The 15127-nt window shown below is 46.3% G+C and carries 16 protein-coding genes and 1 tRNA gene; 5 read left to right on the top strand and 12 right to left on the bottom strand.

All coding sequences use genetic code 11. The features are described from left to right. The first annotated feature begins 16 nt into the window (after positions 1 to 16). On the top strand, positions 17 to 1516 hold the full coding sequence (locus tag ACM1ND_RS09410) for an MFS transporter (protein ID WP_023988047.1): 1500 nt from the start codon (positions 17 to 19) through the stop codon (positions 1514 to 1516). A gap of 424 nt (positions 1517 to 1940) precedes the next feature. Here the strand turns inward: ACM1ND_RS09410 and ACM1ND_RS09405 are convergent. Beyond that, positions 1941 to 2024 (bottom strand) — tRNA-Leu (locus ACM1ND_RS09405). A 222-nt stretch (positions 2025 to 2246) separates the two neighbouring features. On the opposite strand from ACM1ND_RS09405, the gene ACM1ND_RS09400 reads away from it, so the two are divergent. Beyond that, positions 2247 to 2783, top strand: a complete 537-nt coding sequence (locus tag ACM1ND_RS09400; protein WP_023988046.1) for a hypothetical protein — start codon at positions 2247 to 2249, stop codon at positions 2781 to 2783. Between the two features lie 142 nt (positions 2784 to 2925). On the opposite strand, the gene ACM1ND_RS09395 is transcribed toward ACM1ND_RS09400, so the two are convergent. The 5 genes from ACM1ND_RS09395 to ACM1ND_RS09375 all read right to left on the bottom strand — a co-directional run bounded on the left by ACM1ND_RS09395 (position 2926) and on the right by ACM1ND_RS09375 (position 5442). Next, entirely contained in the window at positions 2926 to 3255 is a 330-nt protein-coding gene (locus ACM1ND_RS09395) for a carboxymuconolactone decarboxylase family protein (protein WP_013309744.1), read from the bottom strand. A gap of 117 nt (positions 3256 to 3372) precedes the next feature. Beyond that, a complete protein-coding gene (locus ACM1ND_RS09390; protein WP_023988044.1) occupies positions 3373 to 3594 on the bottom strand; it encodes a hypothetical protein in 222 nt (73 codons plus the stop codon). 139 nt (positions 3595 to 3733) lie between these two features. Next, positions 3734 to 4078: a hypothetical protein gene (locus tag ACM1ND_RS09385; protein WP_007429850.1), complete on the bottom strand. Its 345-nt coding sequence runs from the start codon at positions 4076 to 4078 to the stop codon at positions 3734 to 3736. Between the two features lie 101 nt (positions 4079 to 4179). Then, positions 4180 to 4752 (bottom strand): xanthine phosphoribosyltransferase, encoded by a 573-nt coding sequence (locus ACM1ND_RS09380; protein WP_023988043.1) that lies wholly within the window; start codon positions 4750 to 4752, stop codon positions 4180 to 4182. 84 nt (positions 4753 to 4836) lie between these two features. Further along, entirely contained in the window at positions 4837 to 5442 is a 606-nt protein-coding gene (locus ACM1ND_RS09375; RefSeq protein WP_023988042.1) for a DedA family protein, read from the bottom strand. A 141-nt stretch (positions 5443 to 5583) separates the two neighbouring features. On the opposite strand from ACM1ND_RS09375, the gene ACM1ND_RS09370 reads away from it, so the two are divergent. Then, a complete protein-coding gene (locus ACM1ND_RS09370) occupies positions 5584 to 6690 on the top strand; it encodes a membrane protein (protein WP_023988041.1) in 1107 nt (368 codons plus the stop codon). Here ACM1ND_RS09370 and ACM1ND_RS09365 read toward each other — a convergent pair. Further along, entirely contained in the window at positions 6687 to 7811 is a 1125-nt protein-coding gene (locus ACM1ND_RS09365; protein ID WP_023988040.1) for a glycosyltransferase family 4 protein, read from the bottom strand. The two genes, ACM1ND_RS09370 and ACM1ND_RS09365, sit on opposite strands and share 4 nt — an antisense overlap. Positions 7812 to 8017: 206 nt before the next feature. Between ACM1ND_RS09365 and ACM1ND_RS09360 the strand changes: the two genes are divergently transcribed. After that, complete coding sequence (locus ACM1ND_RS09360; protein ID WP_053325169.1) at positions 8018 to 9199, top strand: GGDEF domain-containing protein; 1182 nt, start codon at positions 8018 to 8020, stop codon at positions 9197 to 9199. A 125-nt stretch (positions 9200 to 9324) separates the two neighbouring features. Here the strand turns inward: ACM1ND_RS09360 and ACM1ND_RS09355 are convergent, their stop codons facing one another. Next, complete coding sequence (locus tag ACM1ND_RS09355; RefSeq protein ID WP_418027616.1) at positions 9325 to 10107, bottom strand: pseudouridine synthase; 783 nt, start codon at positions 10105 to 10107, stop codon at positions 9325 to 9327. Next, a complete protein-coding gene (locus ACM1ND_RS09350) occupies positions 10104 to 11768 on the bottom strand; it encodes an RsmB/NOP family class I SAM-dependent RNA methyltransferase (protein WP_418027615.1) in 1665 nt (554 codons plus the stop codon). The genes ACM1ND_RS09355 and ACM1ND_RS09350 overlap by 4 nt, the downstream gene beginning before the upstream one ends. Positions 11769 to 11931: 163 nt before the next feature. Here ACM1ND_RS09350 and ACM1ND_RS09345 point away from each other — a divergent pair, with 163 nt between their 5' ends. Further along, positions 11932 to 12459, top strand: a complete 528-nt coding sequence (locus tag ACM1ND_RS09345) for a thioredoxin family protein (protein WP_013309735.1) — start codon at positions 11932 to 11934, stop codon at positions 12457 to 12459. Between the two features lie 84 nt (positions 12460 to 12543). Here ACM1ND_RS09345 and ACM1ND_RS09340 read toward each other — a convergent pair whose 3' ends face one another. Genes ACM1ND_RS09340 through ACM1ND_RS09330 form a run of 3 tightly spaced genes read right to left on the bottom strand, consistent with a single transcriptional unit; the run spans position 12544 to position 15055 of the window. Then, complete coding sequence (locus ACM1ND_RS09340; RefSeq protein ID WP_418027614.1) at positions 12544 to 13113, bottom strand: DUF309 domain-containing protein; 570 nt, start codon at positions 13111 to 13113, stop codon at positions 12544 to 12546. Beyond that, on the bottom strand, positions 13114 to 13926 hold the full coding sequence (locus ACM1ND_RS09335; protein ID WP_023988035.1) for a GTP pyrophosphokinase: 813 nt from the start codon (positions 13924 to 13926) through the stop codon (positions 13114 to 13116). A gap of 34 nt (positions 13927 to 13960) precedes the next feature. Then, entirely contained in the window at positions 13961 to 15055 is a 1095-nt protein-coding gene (locus ACM1ND_RS09330; RefSeq protein WP_023988034.1) for a quinone-dependent dihydroorotate dehydrogenase, read from the bottom strand. Between the last annotated feature and the right edge of the window lie 72 nt (positions 15056 to 15127).

The following is a 15127-nucleotide window of genomic DNA, read 5'->3' as shown; positions in this document are numbered from 1 at the left end:
TTCACGGAGGAACAACATGTCTAAATTCAAACGCTGGTTGGTTCTGGCTATCGTATCAAGCGCTCTTTTGCTTATTGTGATGGATATGACCATCCTGTATACCGCATTGCCGAGCTTAACCCATGACCTCGGTGCATCAGCGTCAGAAAAATTATGGATTCTCAATGGCTACTCGCTCGTTATGGCGGGTCTGCTGCCAGCAATGGGAACGCTTGGGGACCGCTTGGGTTATAAAAAAATCTTTACCCTCGGGTTGCTTGTATTTGCTGCTGCTTCGCTTACTGCCGCCTTTTCCCCCGTGCCCTTTGTATTGGTGGCGTCTCGGGTTCTTCTTGCAGTCGGAGCGTCTATGATGATGCCCGCTACCTTGTCAATCATTAGGGTTACATTTACAGATGAACGCGAGCGTGGATTCGCGATCGGCATTTGGGGCTCCGTTTCTGCAGGAGGAGCAGGACTAGGTCCTATCGTCGGCGGGCTTCTTTTAGAGCATTTTTGGTGGGGTTCTGTATTTTTGATTAATTTGCCGATTGCGATCATTGCTTTTGCATTAACTCTGATTTATGTTCCAAAACATGCGGGCAATAAAGAGAAAAAATGGGATCTTACCGGCTCCATCCAAATCATGATCGCCATGGTGGGACTCATCTATTCCATCAAAGAGTTTGCCCGTCGTGACGGGTCTCCAATATTGGCCGTAATAGGTGCGGTTATCGGCGTCTTGGCACTTATCATCTTTATCCGTCGTCAAAATAAAAGCGCTAGCCCTCTTATTGATCTTACTTTATTTAAAATTACAAGGTTCAGCACCGGATTTATAACGGCCTTGGTGGGTGCATTTACACAGATGGGGATTCAATATATTGTAACTCAGCGTCTTCAACTGGTGGAAGGTCTGTCGCCTCTCCAAGCAGGACTGTACACGATCAGCATACCGATTGCATCTCTCATTGCTGGCCCCTTAACCGGGTCCATATTGCATCGCTATGACGTTATCCGTATTAAAAGCTTCTCTCTTCTGATTGCCGGTCTGGGAATGGGCATCTATCTCACGCAATTTAATTCAGGCATGGCCGGGCAGATTCTTGGATTGGCTTTACTTGGTGTGGGTTTGGGAGCAGGTATGACAGCAGCATCTCACTCCATTATGAACTATGCCCCGGCACACAAAGCAGGCATGGCTGCATCGATTGAAGAAGTTGCCTATGAAATGGGGGGAGCATCAGGGATTGCTATCATCGGAAGCATGTCAACTCTTGCGTATTCCCTAGCTATGAAAGTCCCTACGGGACTCCACGTTCCAGCGAATGTGAAAGACAGCCTGGATGAAGCGCTCATAGCTGCAGAGGGTTTGCCTGCCCAGGCTGCAGAAGCACTGAAAGATGCGGGCCGTTCTGCTTTTGATCAATCCTTTTTTGTTATCCTTGTGGGAGTAACTGCAATTTTGGTGGTAGCTTCGCTAGTTGTCCGTTTGGCAGGGGCGCGCTCCAAGAAAAAAAGAGATGTTGAGTTTTGATACAGTTAATTCCATGTAGTTAATTCTAAACAACTGCCGCTACATCTTACGAGCGGCAGTTGTTTTATTTGTTATTTTTTGAGTGCCTCCAAAAGTCTCGTATTTAGTAGATTCAATTAGGAAAATTTCGACAGCCATTGGTAAGCATATTGAGTAGATTGAACTGAAATAAGATCAAGCATGGCAAGGCTGGAAAGAAAGAGATAGAAGAGGTGAAAATATCGACTTCATAATAGAAATGGGAAAAAATCCACCGGAATGCGCTTATAAGGTCATTCCAACAGTAGACTTATTATCCTGTTCTCATAGCTTCGGAGAGATTTCTTCGACACAGGTCTTGGGTACAACTTAAATCTTTTAAGCATACAAAAAGGTCCGCAAACTGCTACAAAAGCAATTCACGAACCTGTATATTATAAGATGATGCGGTCGAGAGGACTCGAACCTCCACGGGGGTTAGCCCACACGGACCTGAACCGTGCGCGTCTGCCAATTCCGCCACGACCGCATATATGTTGTCATATACCTCGAAAGATCTATCTTTCTTAGCGACAAGATAGATCATACCATGCTCATATCAAGATGTCAAACCTTTTATGTTTGTTAATTTCCCCTTGATAAAAAAGGAATAATAAACTAAAATAAGAACATAAGTTCTCGGGAACGAAGGTTCTTTTTTTTTCAATCGGTTATGAATTATCATCACATTTTCCTAAGGCGGTGAATGGTAATGACTTCTTTAGATACTACTCAGCATGAATGGTCTCTTGTGAAAAGTTATCTGCTCCTTACCTTTATTCAAAAAGTATTTGAGCGGGACAGCCTAATTCTTGAAGAAAGCGGTATGCTGAAAACCCCTGATCTTTATGTCGAAATGGTTAACGCAGGTGTAGATCGTACCGGAATCCTGCTATCTGAAATAAAGCATGAATTTAATAAATATCACATTCATGTTCTAGACATACAACAAAACCACTCCGGCGTTCACGCCACCTATATAAGTAAAGGAAATAAAGAGCAGTTCAATATGGCTATGCCAGCATTCCGTAAAGAAATGTATGAGCGGATGCGAGCATATCTGGGGCTCTCGACCTCCATGCCTCATACAGCCGCCCTTCCTTTACTAGAGAAACATCGCCCCGAATTACCAAACAATTCAACTTCCAAACCCCTACGCATCGTTGAACGAAGTTTGGTTACATCCTCTTTGGCCTATAAGCGTAAAACGTCTCGCCCTGCTGCTTTTGCCGCAAGCAGAAGAGCATAGTCCCCGCACAACAAACACGCAAAAGAAAGAAGCTTCCGCAGACACCAACTGTGCTCGGAAGCTCCTTTCCATAACCATCATATATCAAAATCGATCTATATTCGCTATCACGAAGTATAAGCATATCTATTAATGATTTGCTTTATTGCAACGCCTTCTGTACACGCGTAACCCCTTGACTTAGAGCATGTCCTCCACCTACTGCTGCGGCCACAGCAATGGTCTCCATAATTTCCTGATCACTGGCTCCTTTGGACCGCGCCTCGTCCACGTGATAAAACGTGCATACTTCATTGTTGGCAAATAAGCCAATGCCTAGCGCAATCAGTTGCTTGGTTTTCTCATCTAAGCTGCCGGCTTGAAAGCACTCTCCGGTAAAGCGATGATATGCATGAACTACCTCGGGCAACTGATCTTCCAAATGGCTGATTTGATCCTTGTATGCATGTACTTTTTCGTCCATAACCGTCATTGACACAGCACGTCCTCTCTGTTGGATTTCCCTTCATTACTGTGTCCGATTTAGAGTTTCTGTATGCCTAATGAATCGCTCAGTTATTTTTATCCAACACCCATTTGGAACCCCTTCCTAACCCAGATCTATCGGATTGTGACGCGGCTCGCCGAACGGCTGGTATGTATAACTGCGATCCAACTTGACCACACGTCGATTCTGGCGGCGAATAAGCACCTGTTCATCATCCCATGCCAGTACAATGCCAACAACATCGTTGGACTCCAATCCATCGCGTACGACACGCACCTTTTCACCGGAGAGTCGATAAGCATCCAATTCTTCGTCCATAATCATCCTTGTCCCCTCCTTATTCACTTTTTTAACACAGCAACCATGATTCTATATACATGAAAAAAGTTTAAAAAGAGACCTAAACAATCATTTAGGTCTCTTCTCTCTTACTACTTATATGGATTGCCAACAGAGCGACAAATTATCCCGACTGGTTTACACTGTGATCATGTTCTTTTGTATCGTTCTTCTCGTACCAGAAGTCCAGCACTTGTGCAGACAACACTCGCTGATCTACATACTCCACTTGGTGAGCAGTAAATTCTTCTTTCCAAGAGAAGGACAATTCTTCGCATAGGTTAACCAACGTCAACAACTCAGACCAGGCCACATAGCGTTTATACCAAAAAAACTGAGGATGTTCAATCATATAGGGATACAAATCGTCGAATTCCGTATGCTTACAATCCAAGGCACGCTCAAAGTGTACTTTAGCCGCTGCCAGTTTTTCCAGAAAAAACTGTTCGGTCAATTGTTCTTTCCCCATGTTGCTGCCTCCTCTCCAAAACCTTATCTATATTATAAGCGAAATTGAAGCTCATGCAAAGGTTATTATTAGAAATAAGGCTCAGGAGTTTTGAATTGTTACTATTCAGCAAACTCAATCTTGCCGTCAGCTAACGACGAAATTTTGACCAATGACTCTACACGAATACCCTGCTCACGGATGGTTCTCGCTCCGGCCTGAAAGCTTTTTTCCACCGCGACACCGAATCCAATCAACTCCGCTCCGGAGCGTTGAATGATTTTAACCATGCCTCGTGCCGCATCACCATTAGCGATAATATCATCAATGAACAGAACACGATCATCTTCGTGAATAAATTGACGAGACAGCATAATATCCGTAACAATACCTTTAGTAAACGAAGGTACGCGTTCACATAGCGCGTCTGGATCAGCTAATAGGGTCTTTTTACGACGAGCAAATACCAACGGTACACCCAATTCCAATGCTGTCGCAAACCCGATGGCAATGCCTGAGGACTCCACGGTCACTACTCTGGTGATCTTCTCTTCCCGGAAACGTGCTGCGAACTCTCGTCCCATTGCCATTGTCAGCTCTGGATCAACCTGGTGATTAAGCAAACCATCCAGCTTCAGCACCTGATCTGATGCAATCACGCCTTCATTTAAAATTCGTTTCTTTAATACTTCCATTACATGACCTCCCACGACATTCCTATGCGGTAAAAGTACCATACTTCACCCGCCGCTTTCAAGCTGTAGCTGCTTTCCATGCGGTCATGTGACATTTTTTTTACGCTTGTTCCAGAACCATGCGGTGATTCCTCCCACAACGATTAAAAGAATAACGACCAGCCCTATCCGATGCGTCACCTTCTCCATTAGCTTCGCCACCTGCTCCCAATGCATGCCCACCGCATGTCCAATCCCCAAAAATGTACCGCACCACAGCAAAGCTCCTGCTGATGCATAACTGATATAGCGAAAAACGCCTAGACGGGTTGTACCTGCCAGATATGAGGATACATGTCTCAAGCCGGGGACAAAATATCCGAACAGGATTCCCCAGGTACCATAGCGCCCAAACCAATTTTCAGAAGAGGCAATTCTAGAAGGCGTAAGCCTCACCCATTTTCCGTATCGATGCAAAAGTGGTTTGCCCAGCAGACGCCCCAGGGTGTAGCTAAGCATCATACCCGTCATACTACCGAAAAATGTGACTGCCAGTGCAGCAATGAAGTTGTAGTGCCCTTGAGACACGAGCCCGCCGAAGGCGATCATTAGCACTTCGTCGGGTATCGGCATACCCGCTACTCCAAGTGCAAGCAAACCGAACATTGCCAAATATCCGTATTCCAGTATCCATGCAAGGATTTGACCCATAAATTACGCTCCCGTCAAGCTATTCATTAAATTCACTTTAATTATTTTCAGTCTCATCCAGTCATGTCCTATTTCAGTTGAACATAGTTTGTATTATATGCTCGCTGCAGCGTTATTCAAGCAGGCAAGGAGGGACTGGGGATGAAACGTAATATTCATGTTTTCCAGATTGCTTTTACATACATCGGTACAATCGTCGGTGCCGGATTTGCTACCGGACAAGAAATTCTGCAATTTTTTACGCAGTACGGTCGTTGGGCTACACTCACTATTATGCTATCCACAATCATATTTGTATGGTTGGGTACGAAAATGATGCTGATCGCTCATGATATTTCAGCCAAATCCTACGAGGACCTGAACAAACATCTTTTTGGCGCCAATGCCGGGAAATGGATTAGCTGGTTCACACTCATCGTGCTGATTGGCGTAAACAGCGTCATGCTGGCAGGAGCTGGCTCTGTTTTTGTAGAGCACCTTCACCTGCATTACCAAACCGGACTGCTTATTACACTGATTGGAACTTATTTGCTGCTAAGTAAAGGCATTAAAGCCATCTTGCACATGAACACCGTGGTTGTCCCTTTGATGATCATCATGTCTCTTCTGCTCGTTCACAGCACGCTCTCCATGCCTAATCCTCAGAGTTTTATTACGAATACGACAGATCACAGTACATTTCGAACCTTGCTCTCTCCACTGCTGTACACGTCCTTCAACCTGACTATGGCCCAGGCCGTGCTTGTACCACTTGGCAGCCAAACCTTTTCCCGAAGAACCATCCGCTGGGGCGGAGTTTTGGGAGGAATTGGTGTCGGATTTATGCTGATGGCTGCGCACTTTGCCATGTCAGCACATATGCCGGGTATTCAGCAATTTGAAATCCCTATGGGAAGCATTGCTTACCGTCTGGGTGCCTTTGTCGAAATCATATACATTCTACTCATTTTCATGGAAATCTTCAGTACCTTTGTAGCCGACATTTATGGAGTCAGTCTGCAAATTCGTCAGCATGTCCAAATTTCGCCCAAGCTCATCACACTATTCATTATGCTCACCTGTTTTTTAATCAGTCAGTTCGGCTTCAGTTCACTGTTATCTGTCCTTTATCCTATTTTCGGAATGCTCAGTCTGATGTGGGTTAGTAAACTGATCATAGCAGGACGCGGGAGACCTTTCCGTTCCTCACGTCCTCGCTCCAGCTTTCGGCATTCCGATTCCAAACCAGGTGATACTCGTCATGGTTAATGTGGAAATTTCAAATACATTTTCTTCAACTCGTTAACCGCTCGACTTAAAGAATAGCTTGATTTAGCCTTATCACAGGCAGATCTAGCCAGCTCATAACGATAGGCAGGGTCAGCAATGACCTTCTCTAAAGCGTCTGCCAGTGCCCTCGGATTGTCGGGTGGCACGAGCAGGCCATTTACCCCATCCTCAATCTGCTCCGGTATTCCTCCCACTTCTGTACCTACCAATGCCAGACAACTCAACGCTGCTTCCGCAAATACCGAACCAAAGGCCTCCGCCCGAGAAGGCAAAACAAATACATCAAAGAAAGGCATAAACTCTTCTGGATGAAGGGTATATCCATAAAAAATCGTCTCATGGTATATATCGAGCTGTCGTGCCATCTCTTCCAGCTCAGGGCGAACCGGACCGTCTCCAATAATATGAAGCACAAATTCCAGATTTCTTTTTTTAAGTTCAGCACAGGCCCGCAATAAAATATCCAGTCCTTTCGCCGGAACAAGGCGGCAAACGGTTATGAGCTGTGTCACTTCATTTTCGTGTGGAATGGGCTTGAAGCGCTTCTCATCATATCCGTTCGGAATGACTGCAATGTCTTGCGGATTCTGAACGTAAGGAGTTAAGTAATGCTGAAAAGAATGAGATACCGCTATCAAGCGATCTGCCTTCTGCTCCATTTCCCCATACAGTGACACCAAGAATTGGTGTTCAGGCCCGTTCTCCTCTATTTTCCCGTTTAGAATTAACTCCTTCTCATAGGAAGAGTGAATCGTCTGTACGAGCGGAATGTCAGGAAAAACAGTTTTCATGGCGATTCCGGCAATAGGATGATGGGCATGAATGAGGTCATAGGGCTTCTGAATACGAAGCCGTGTCCACCACAAATAGTCACGGTACGTCTGAATATATTTTTGGACGATTGGATATTGTTCATATCTCGTCCAGTCAAAGGTATCAAAAGTTACTTCGTCCCTACCCTTGTTGCGAATCCGTTTAGGGATTGAAAATAGCTCCATTTCCCAACGGGGGGATGTAAATCGCTCTTGCAGATATGGAATCATGGATGAAACGCCTCCCGGTTGCTCGGGTGGGAAAAAGAGAGCCTGTAGCAATTTCATGACGTGCTTCCCCTTTCAAGCATTAAACTGCCCGGATCACAGATTGTATGTATAGGTTTCCGGATTTTCTGAAAGATGATATATTGAGAATAAATGTTAGTCACAAAAGAAAATTATAACATTTTAAATGGGATAAATCCTGTCTATTGTATCGGAACGGTATCATCCGTTCAATAGATTGACTACTTTTGCAAATGGAGTCGGTGATGTTGACGTTGTTGTCCTTATCGGGAACCTTGGGTTTCCCATCTCTGGCCGGGGCCGTAAGTGCAGCCTGCGGTTTGTATATTATACTCATGATGGCACTGATGTGCGTGATCATATATAGCAGACAACGAAAAAGAGCCTATATCCTTTTTTCGGTTGCCGCTATTATTATTATGACATATGAAGCCATGAATCTCTATTCAGCAGGCGGAGGCAAGATGCAACTTCAAGGAATCGTGTGGAAAAATGCGCTGGAGGCGTCTGCCTTCGTGCTCATCAATGCCGCCGTATTTCAACTCTACCGGAAGCTGAAACGTGTGCAGACATGGACCTTGATGCTGCTGGGTGCGTTATTGATTTTGCCGGTTATTGCCTGGACTGCAGGTTTGTTACCCGCTTGGATCAGCACAGCGAAACTAGTTGGATTCACTCTGTTTTATCGAGTACTGGTACTTATACTGAGCCTTGTGTTCATAACCCCACGAATCGGACAGCCAAAGAAGTATGTAGCGGGCTTATTCATGTATTTGCTCTGGCTCGGCTATTTGTGGCTGCGAAATGACATCCCTGAAGAAGCAGGCAGGTCAAACGCAGTCCTATATATGTCATTTTTACCATTGCTGTACTACACTACGTTATTCATTATCCTATTTGAACGGATTGTGGAGCTGCTCCAAAGGATTTACCGTTCTTCCATCACCGATGGCCTGACAGGGCTATATAACCGTAAATATTTTTCGGGACGACTACGGCGATATATGGATCAAGGAATCCGCGTGTCGGTCATTTTTTGCGATATTGACAATTTCAAAAAGCTGAATGATACGCAGGGCCATGCTCGTGCGGATGAAGTACTCAAACAGGTCGCACAGATTATGGAGGATGAACTGGATGAAATCGGACTGACCGGACGATACGGTGGCGAGGAACTGGTCGCAATGGTTGTGGATCGACGTGCCAAGGTTGGACATGTCGCAGAACGTATCCGCGAGCGGGTCGCGGAAGAAAGCATTGTCACGATCAGTGTCGGATACAGTACAGTGAAGAAAGAAATGAACCCGGATGAACTGGTCAAGCAGGCCGATCAAGCAATGTACATATCCAAAACGACAGGTAAAAACAAGGTTACAGCTTATAAAGCAGCCGAAGTGAAAAAAAGCCGGGCAGCACGCGCACAATAATTCGTAAACTGCGATTCAGTGTTGAACGTTGAGTTTGAATAATTCTCTGTCAGGTTGTCTATATCATAAAATGACGCACAGGAATCTCATAAGAGCCTGTGCGTCATATATATTTAATCTGCCTATCAAACTTCTGACGTTGCAGATGCTATATCCCGGCCGATCCATGCCAATTCTTCGCTAGTCAGCTCTCGATAGCTGCCCAGTGGAAGCTGTTCATCCAGCTTCAATGGCCCCATGGCCGTTCTTTTCAAATAGGTCACCTTTTTACCAACCGCCTCGAACATACGCTTCACTTGATGAAACTTACCCTCATGGATTACAAGCGAAATATAGGAAATAACTTCTCCATCTGCCTGGTACGGATGTTCGTGACGAAGAATGGTCAACTGCGCGGGAAGGGTAACATACCCATCATTCAGTTCCACTCCTGCTGTAAATTGATGAATATCCTCCTCCGTGACATGACCCGACACGGTAGCCTCATACGTTTTAGGGACATGCCGCCGTGGAGAAAGTAGTTCGTGCGCTAGCTTACCGTCGTTGGTCAACAACAATAGTCCTTCTGTATCTTTATCTAAGCGTCCTACTGGAAAGGGCTCAAAATGTCGTTCTTCCGCACTCAGCAAATCCAGCACCGTCCGCTCCCTCGTATCTTCAGTTGCAGATATGACGCCCGGTGGCTTGTGCAGCATGATGTAAATATACTCCCGAAAAACAACAAGTTCCCCGTTCACTTCAATCTGATCCTGGTAGGGATGAACCTGTAAGCCGCTATCCTTGGTGGTTCTCCCGTTTACCGTGATCATCCCTTGCTTAACTTGTCTCTTGATATCACTACGGGAGCCATATCCCATATGGGTTAAAACTTTGTCCAAACGTTGCGTTTGTCTCCCTTTTCCACTCATACCGATGTCCACCTCCAGCCTGTAGGGTATTCATTTTTGAGCATGCCGTCCTGCCATTTGCCCCACCCAGCCGAATAACCATCAATGCACACGAGAGTATAGCCTTTGGGCTGGACTTCGTTCCGCAGTGCCATTCTCTCAACGGGGATGGACAAGGTCTCACCTTTTAAATACCGGATGGCCTCAGCATCTGAACTGGAGAGATTGATGCTTCTAACCGCCTCTGAAGGGCGTAATGCCACCGCCAGCGGATGTGAAGGCACAAAGCGACCATTCTTGTCGGTACCCATAAACCAGCCTGGTCGCACCACCTTAAGGCCGTCCAAACGATGTGATGCCAGTGGCGACTGATAAATGCGATCTCCGTAAACCACCGTATAGCCTGTTAAGCACACCTCCAGCTGCTCCTTCACAAATTGGTGATAGGACTCCAGCACATCCTGTGGGGAGCGTGCAGCGGATTTTACATTTTCTTTGCCAGAACGGGACTTATTGCCACCCAAGCCGCGCGCGGACTTTCCTTTACCGGACTTCCCGTCCATTCCTTTACCACTTCGTTTAGGCTCACCAGTCGCATGTCTTCCTTGACCGCTTGGCGTCAGCGCTTCCTTGACGGACAAAAACTGCTTCTTCCGTGGATACGCTGCATCTATGTTCAACGCCCTGTCATTCTTGTCCTCAAATGGAGTCAAATCCTCTGATTCAGTGTGATCTTCTGTCCCAGTGACACGACCACCCTGATGTTGCAACACAGCGATAAAATGGCCTTCTCCCTCTACGAGATGTGGCCAAAGGCGTGCTGTTCCCCGCAGTTCGGGGTGTGCTGCCGCGACCTCTTCACTCATCCATTCCGGGTGGCCTGGTGCAAAGCCTGCTTCCGATAGAACTGGGACTACGTCAAAATCGGGATGGGCCTCCAGAAATTCTGCGATCATTCCTTCATTTTCTTCTGGCGCAAAGGTGCAGGTCGAATAGACAATTCTCCCTCCTGCGCTCAGCATTGAGGCCGCTACACGCAAAATGTCCCGTTGCATGACTACACATTTATCCACCGAATGCGTCTCCCATTGTTTTGCCATATCCTCATCCTTGCGGAACATACCTTCTCCCGAGCAAGGTGCATCAATTAGTATCTTGTCAAAAAAATGAGGAAAGGCATCGGCGATTCGATCTGGGCTTTCATTCAGTACCACGGCATTACGCACACCGTACAATTCCACATTTTTAGCCAACGCTTTGGTTCGGTCCGTGCTAATATCATTTGTCACCAATACGCCGCTTCCTTGTAGTTTGGCAGCTATTTGGGTCGATTTCCCGCCCGGTGCAGCACACAAGTCCAATACAGCTTCGTCCTGAGCTACATTGAGCAGCTCAACTGGAGACATTGCACTCGGTTCCTGTACATAGTACAGCCCCGCATGGTAGTAAGGATGTAACCCCGGCTTTGTACCGTGCGGAATGTAGAAACCCGTGGCACACCACGGAATCGGCCGCAGTTCGAACGGAGAACGTTCCTTAAATTCCTCCACCGGAATTTTTAACGTATTGACGCGAATCCCGGCATGGGGCGTGTGGTCATAGGCGGTCATAAATGCTTCAAATTCGTCGCCGAGCAATTGCTCCATGCGCTTTACAAATGCTGTGGGGAGCTGTACACCCATAATCGTAATCATCCTGTCCTTTTAAAATAAATTTTATTGTACCATATTCAACCTGTTATCCTGCAATATCGGTGTGATTTACAAACTTTCACTACAAGCTGTAATGTTGTATAATAATGAGATTCATAGCTACATATTTTGAATTTTGATAGGAGAGATTGCATTGAACGCACAAAAATCCAACAAAAAAAAGCTTATACCTGTCATCGGCTTTTTTGTTGTGCTGGTCATTTTGCTTGGAGTGCTGCTCGCTTTAAATTCAGGCACTAAAAACAAGCTGTATGGCGTTTCCACAGCCTCGTTAAATCCTGCTACTCAAGAGCTGCTGAATGACCCGAACTATCAGCAAATTATTAAGCCAGAAGATCTACAGAGCAAAATTGACAAAAAGGAAAACTTCTTCGTCTATCATTTCGCGTCCGACTGTGTGCATTGCCGCGCCACTACTCCTAAGCTCTTGCCTTTGAGCAAGCAGGAGAACATTACGATGCACGAATTTAACCTGCGTGAGTATGAGGATGGCTGGGACAAGTATAAGATTGAGTATACCCCTACGCTCATTTATTACGAAAAAGGCGTGGAAAAGGAACGTATGGTAGGCGGGTTGAAGGAAAGTCCTTCGGACAATGGGTACACACTCGACGATTTCAAAGCCTTCTTTGAGAAATATAAAAAGAACGTAACCTCCTAGTCAAACGTTCACACACCTGAAACGATAAAGCAGCCCGATCCCCATGAAACGGATCGGGCTGCTTGCTTATCATGTGCTTCAAACTCAAGGCGCATCCTTCGTTTCCACCGAGACAGAGCCCGATCCGCCAGCGGCCTGTCTTCGCCTAATTGAAGCTTCCAGCGCCTGCTGACGCTGCTCATGCTTTTCCCCACGCCGAGGACCTCTCTGCTGCGGGATGTTGACTGGAATGGACGACGATGCCTTCTCCACGGCACGGCGCAACCCGGGCTCGACGATTTCAATCGTCAAATCCCGATAAACCGGCGGTTGGTGCTGAAGCTCCTCCGTGCAGGTCATAACAGCTTCAGCAAGCTGACGGGCGCAAACGCGCGCCTCGTCCACCAGCTTCGCCATATTAATGCCCAGCGCCTGCGAAGGAGCATGCTTCAACCGGTGGACCGCACTATCCAGCATCATATGTCCACCACGATAGTTACCATTCCGAAAATGATACAGTCCTGCAGCAACTTGCAGCAAACCTTTATATACAGGGTCACGGTCCAGCTTAAGCCACAGCTCTTCCAGTACCTCATGACATTCAAAGTAATCCCGATCCCGATTGAAGTATACCAAATAAGTCACGTACAGCGGTTCGTAGGAAAAGTTTGCCATTTAATATTCATCCCTGTCTTCTTCCTTGGTAGAGGCTTCTAGCATCTCTTTAACCTCATCGTGAAGCAGCTTGATTCCTTCCATGTCGTGCCGTTCCCACAGTTCATTAAATCTGCGCTGCGCATCAATCGTTTCACTGATCTTATGGTAGAAATACAGCCGATGCATACCTGTTAGCACTTTGGATACGATATTGGCTTCATCCTCGAACTTTTTCTGCGCTTCCAATATTTCAAGACGCATGGAAGACATCTCATTATCCAATACAAAGGCTGCCTCAGCTGCCTTTTTCAACCGTGTGCGCATATTATCAGGCAAGCTTTCACGATACTTATAGCTAAGAGAATGCTCAATAGTTGCCCAAAAATTCATAGCCAACGTACGGATTTGAATCTCTGCCAGCACGATTTTCAACCCCACTGCTGTCTGAACCGGATACTCCACAATCATATGAAAGCTGCGATAGCCGCTGTCTTTATAATTGGTGATATAGTCCTTTTCATACAGTACGGTCAAATCCTTACGTCTTCTGATATATTCGGCCACCCGCCGAATATCCTCTACAAATTGACACATAATGCGAATGCCTGCAATATCCTCGATTCCCGTCTCCAGCTGATCAGAAGGAACTTGTAATCTCTTCGCCTTATCGAGGATGCTTGATATTTTTTTAACCCGTCCGGTTACGAATTCGATAGGAGCGTATTCCTCGCGCTTTTTCAGCTCCGCACGCATTGTTTTGAACTTGACCTTAAGCTCTTCCACCGCCTGATCGTATGGCAGTAAAAATGTTCCCCAGTCTCTTCCGTCCATCCCCGTACCTCCTGTCTCTTCCGACAACACTTTTTTATCTGTGATCTGCACCAACAGCCTCGTTAATGTGTCTAAAGCCGTCCTTTCGAAGCAGCTCACGCAGGCCAGCATGTATAGCCCTATTTACTTCCGGCCCTTCGTAGATCAATGCTGTATAAATTTCAATCAGGCTTGCGCCTGCTTTAATTTTGTCATAGGCATCACGACTCGTGAAGATGCCGCCTGATCCGATAATAGGCAGCTTACCTTCCGTCTGGCGATACACCCGTCCGATGACCTCTGTGGAACGGTCACGCAGCGGCTTACCACTCAGCCCTCCTGTTTCACTCGCATTTCGGTGCGTCAGACCAGCTCTGGATATTGTTGTATTGGTCGCAATAATGCCGTCTACTCCACTGGCAGCAATCGCGTCTGTCATATATTCCAATTCCTCATCCGATACATCCGGCGCAATTTTAACCAGTACAGACTTGGCATTGCCATACTTTTTCGCCTGGACTCCCATCTCTGCCCGAACCGCTTCCAATAGCGACTTCAGTTCATGACCATGCTGGAGCTTTCGTAAATCCGGCGTATTCGGCGAGCTAATATTCACTACAAAGAAGTCCGCATATGGATACAGTGCAGAAATACACTTTTCATAGTCCTTATGAGCATCCTCATTGGGCGTGAGTTTATTTTTACCGATATTAACTGCGACCGGAACAGGTCGATGTTTGAGTGCAGCCAGACGTTTGGCCATGCTCTCAGCACCCAGATTGTTAAAGCCCATCCGATTGACTAACGCCTCATCGGGAGGCAGTCGGAACAAACGAGGTCGATCATTGCCGGGCTGTCCCACAGGTGTCACCGTTCCCACTTCCATAAATCCAAACCCGATGGAAGAAAAACCAGTAACCGCTTCTGCATTTTTATCCAGTCCTGCAGCCAGTCCAATCGGGTTGGGAAAATGAATGCCAAACAGATCAACGGCAAGATCCTCCGTTTCCTTGACTCCGTACATCCCTCGCAGTGTCGCTGCTCCACCAGGGAGTGAACCCGCATGTTTTAAGCCGTCAATGACTACATGATGGGCCGTCTCTGGACTCATTTTAAAAAAAACAGGTTTCGCAATCCTTCGATACAACACGATTCATCCACTCCGTTCTATGCCCTTGCACAATCCTAAAAAAACATCTCTACAAAATAGTTTAGCTTTTTC

The organism is Paenibacillus sp. JJ1722, from assembly GCF_048282685.1.
In the GTDB taxonomy this organism is placed as follows: Bacteria; Bacillota; Bacilli; order Paenibacillales; family Paenibacillaceae; genus Paenibacillus; species Paenibacillus polymyxa_B.
The sequence above is the reverse complement of the archived record's forward strand: the minus strand, read 5'-3'. Positions and strand labels throughout refer to the sequence as shown.

Coding starts and splice junctions, on each gene's coding strand:
- ACM1ND_RS09410 (WP_023988047.1), top strand. CDS start 17: ATGTCTAAATTCAAACGCTGGTTGGTTCTGGCTATCGTATCAAGCGCT.
- ACM1ND_RS09400 (WP_023988046.1), top strand. CDS start 2,247: ATGACTTCTTTAGATACTACTCAGCATGAATGGTCTCTTGTGAAAAGT.
- ACM1ND_RS09395 (WP_013309744.1), bottom strand. CDS start 3,255: ATGACGGTTATGGACGAAAAAGTACATGCATACAAGGATCAAATCAGC.
- ACM1ND_RS09390 (WP_023988044.1), bottom strand. CDS start 3,594: ATGATTATGGACGAAGAATTGGATGCTTATCGACTCTCCGGTGAAAAG.
- ACM1ND_RS09385 (WP_007429850.1), bottom strand. CDS start 4,078: ATGGGGAAAGAACAATTGACCGAACAGTTTTTTCTGGAAAAACTGGCA.
- ACM1ND_RS09380 (WP_023988043.1), bottom strand. CDS start 4,752: ATGGAAGTATTAAAGAAACGAATTTTAAATGAAGGCGTGATTGCATCA.
- ACM1ND_RS09375 (WP_023988042.1), bottom strand. CDS start 5,442: ATGGGTCAAATCCTTGCATGGATACTGGAATACGGATATTTGGCAATG.
- ACM1ND_RS09370 (WP_023988041.1), top strand. CDS start 5,584: ATGAAACGTAATATTCATGTTTTCCAGATTGCTTTTACATACATCGGT.
- ACM1ND_RS09365 (WP_023988040.1), bottom strand. CDS start 7,811: ATGAAATTGCTACAGGCTCTCTTTTTCCCACCCGAGCAACCGGGAGGC.
- ACM1ND_RS09360 (WP_053325169.1), top strand. CDS start 8,018: ATGTTGACGTTGTTGTCCTTATCGGGAACCTTGGGTTTCCCATCTCTG.
- ACM1ND_RS09355 (WP_418027616.1), bottom strand. CDS start 10,107: ATGAGTGGAAAAGGGAGACAAACGCAACGTTTGGACAAAGTTTTAACC.
- ACM1ND_RS09350 (WP_418027615.1), bottom strand. CDS start 11,768: ATGGGTGTACAGCTCCCCACAGCATTTGTAAAGCGCATGGAGCAATTG.
- ACM1ND_RS09340 (WP_418027614.1), bottom strand. CDS start 13,113: ATGGCAAACTTTTCCTACGAACCGCTGTACGTGACTTATTTGGTATAC.
- ACM1ND_RS09335 (WP_023988035.1), bottom strand. CDS start 13,926: ATGGACGGAAGAGACTGGGGAACATTTTTACTGCCATACGATCAGGCG.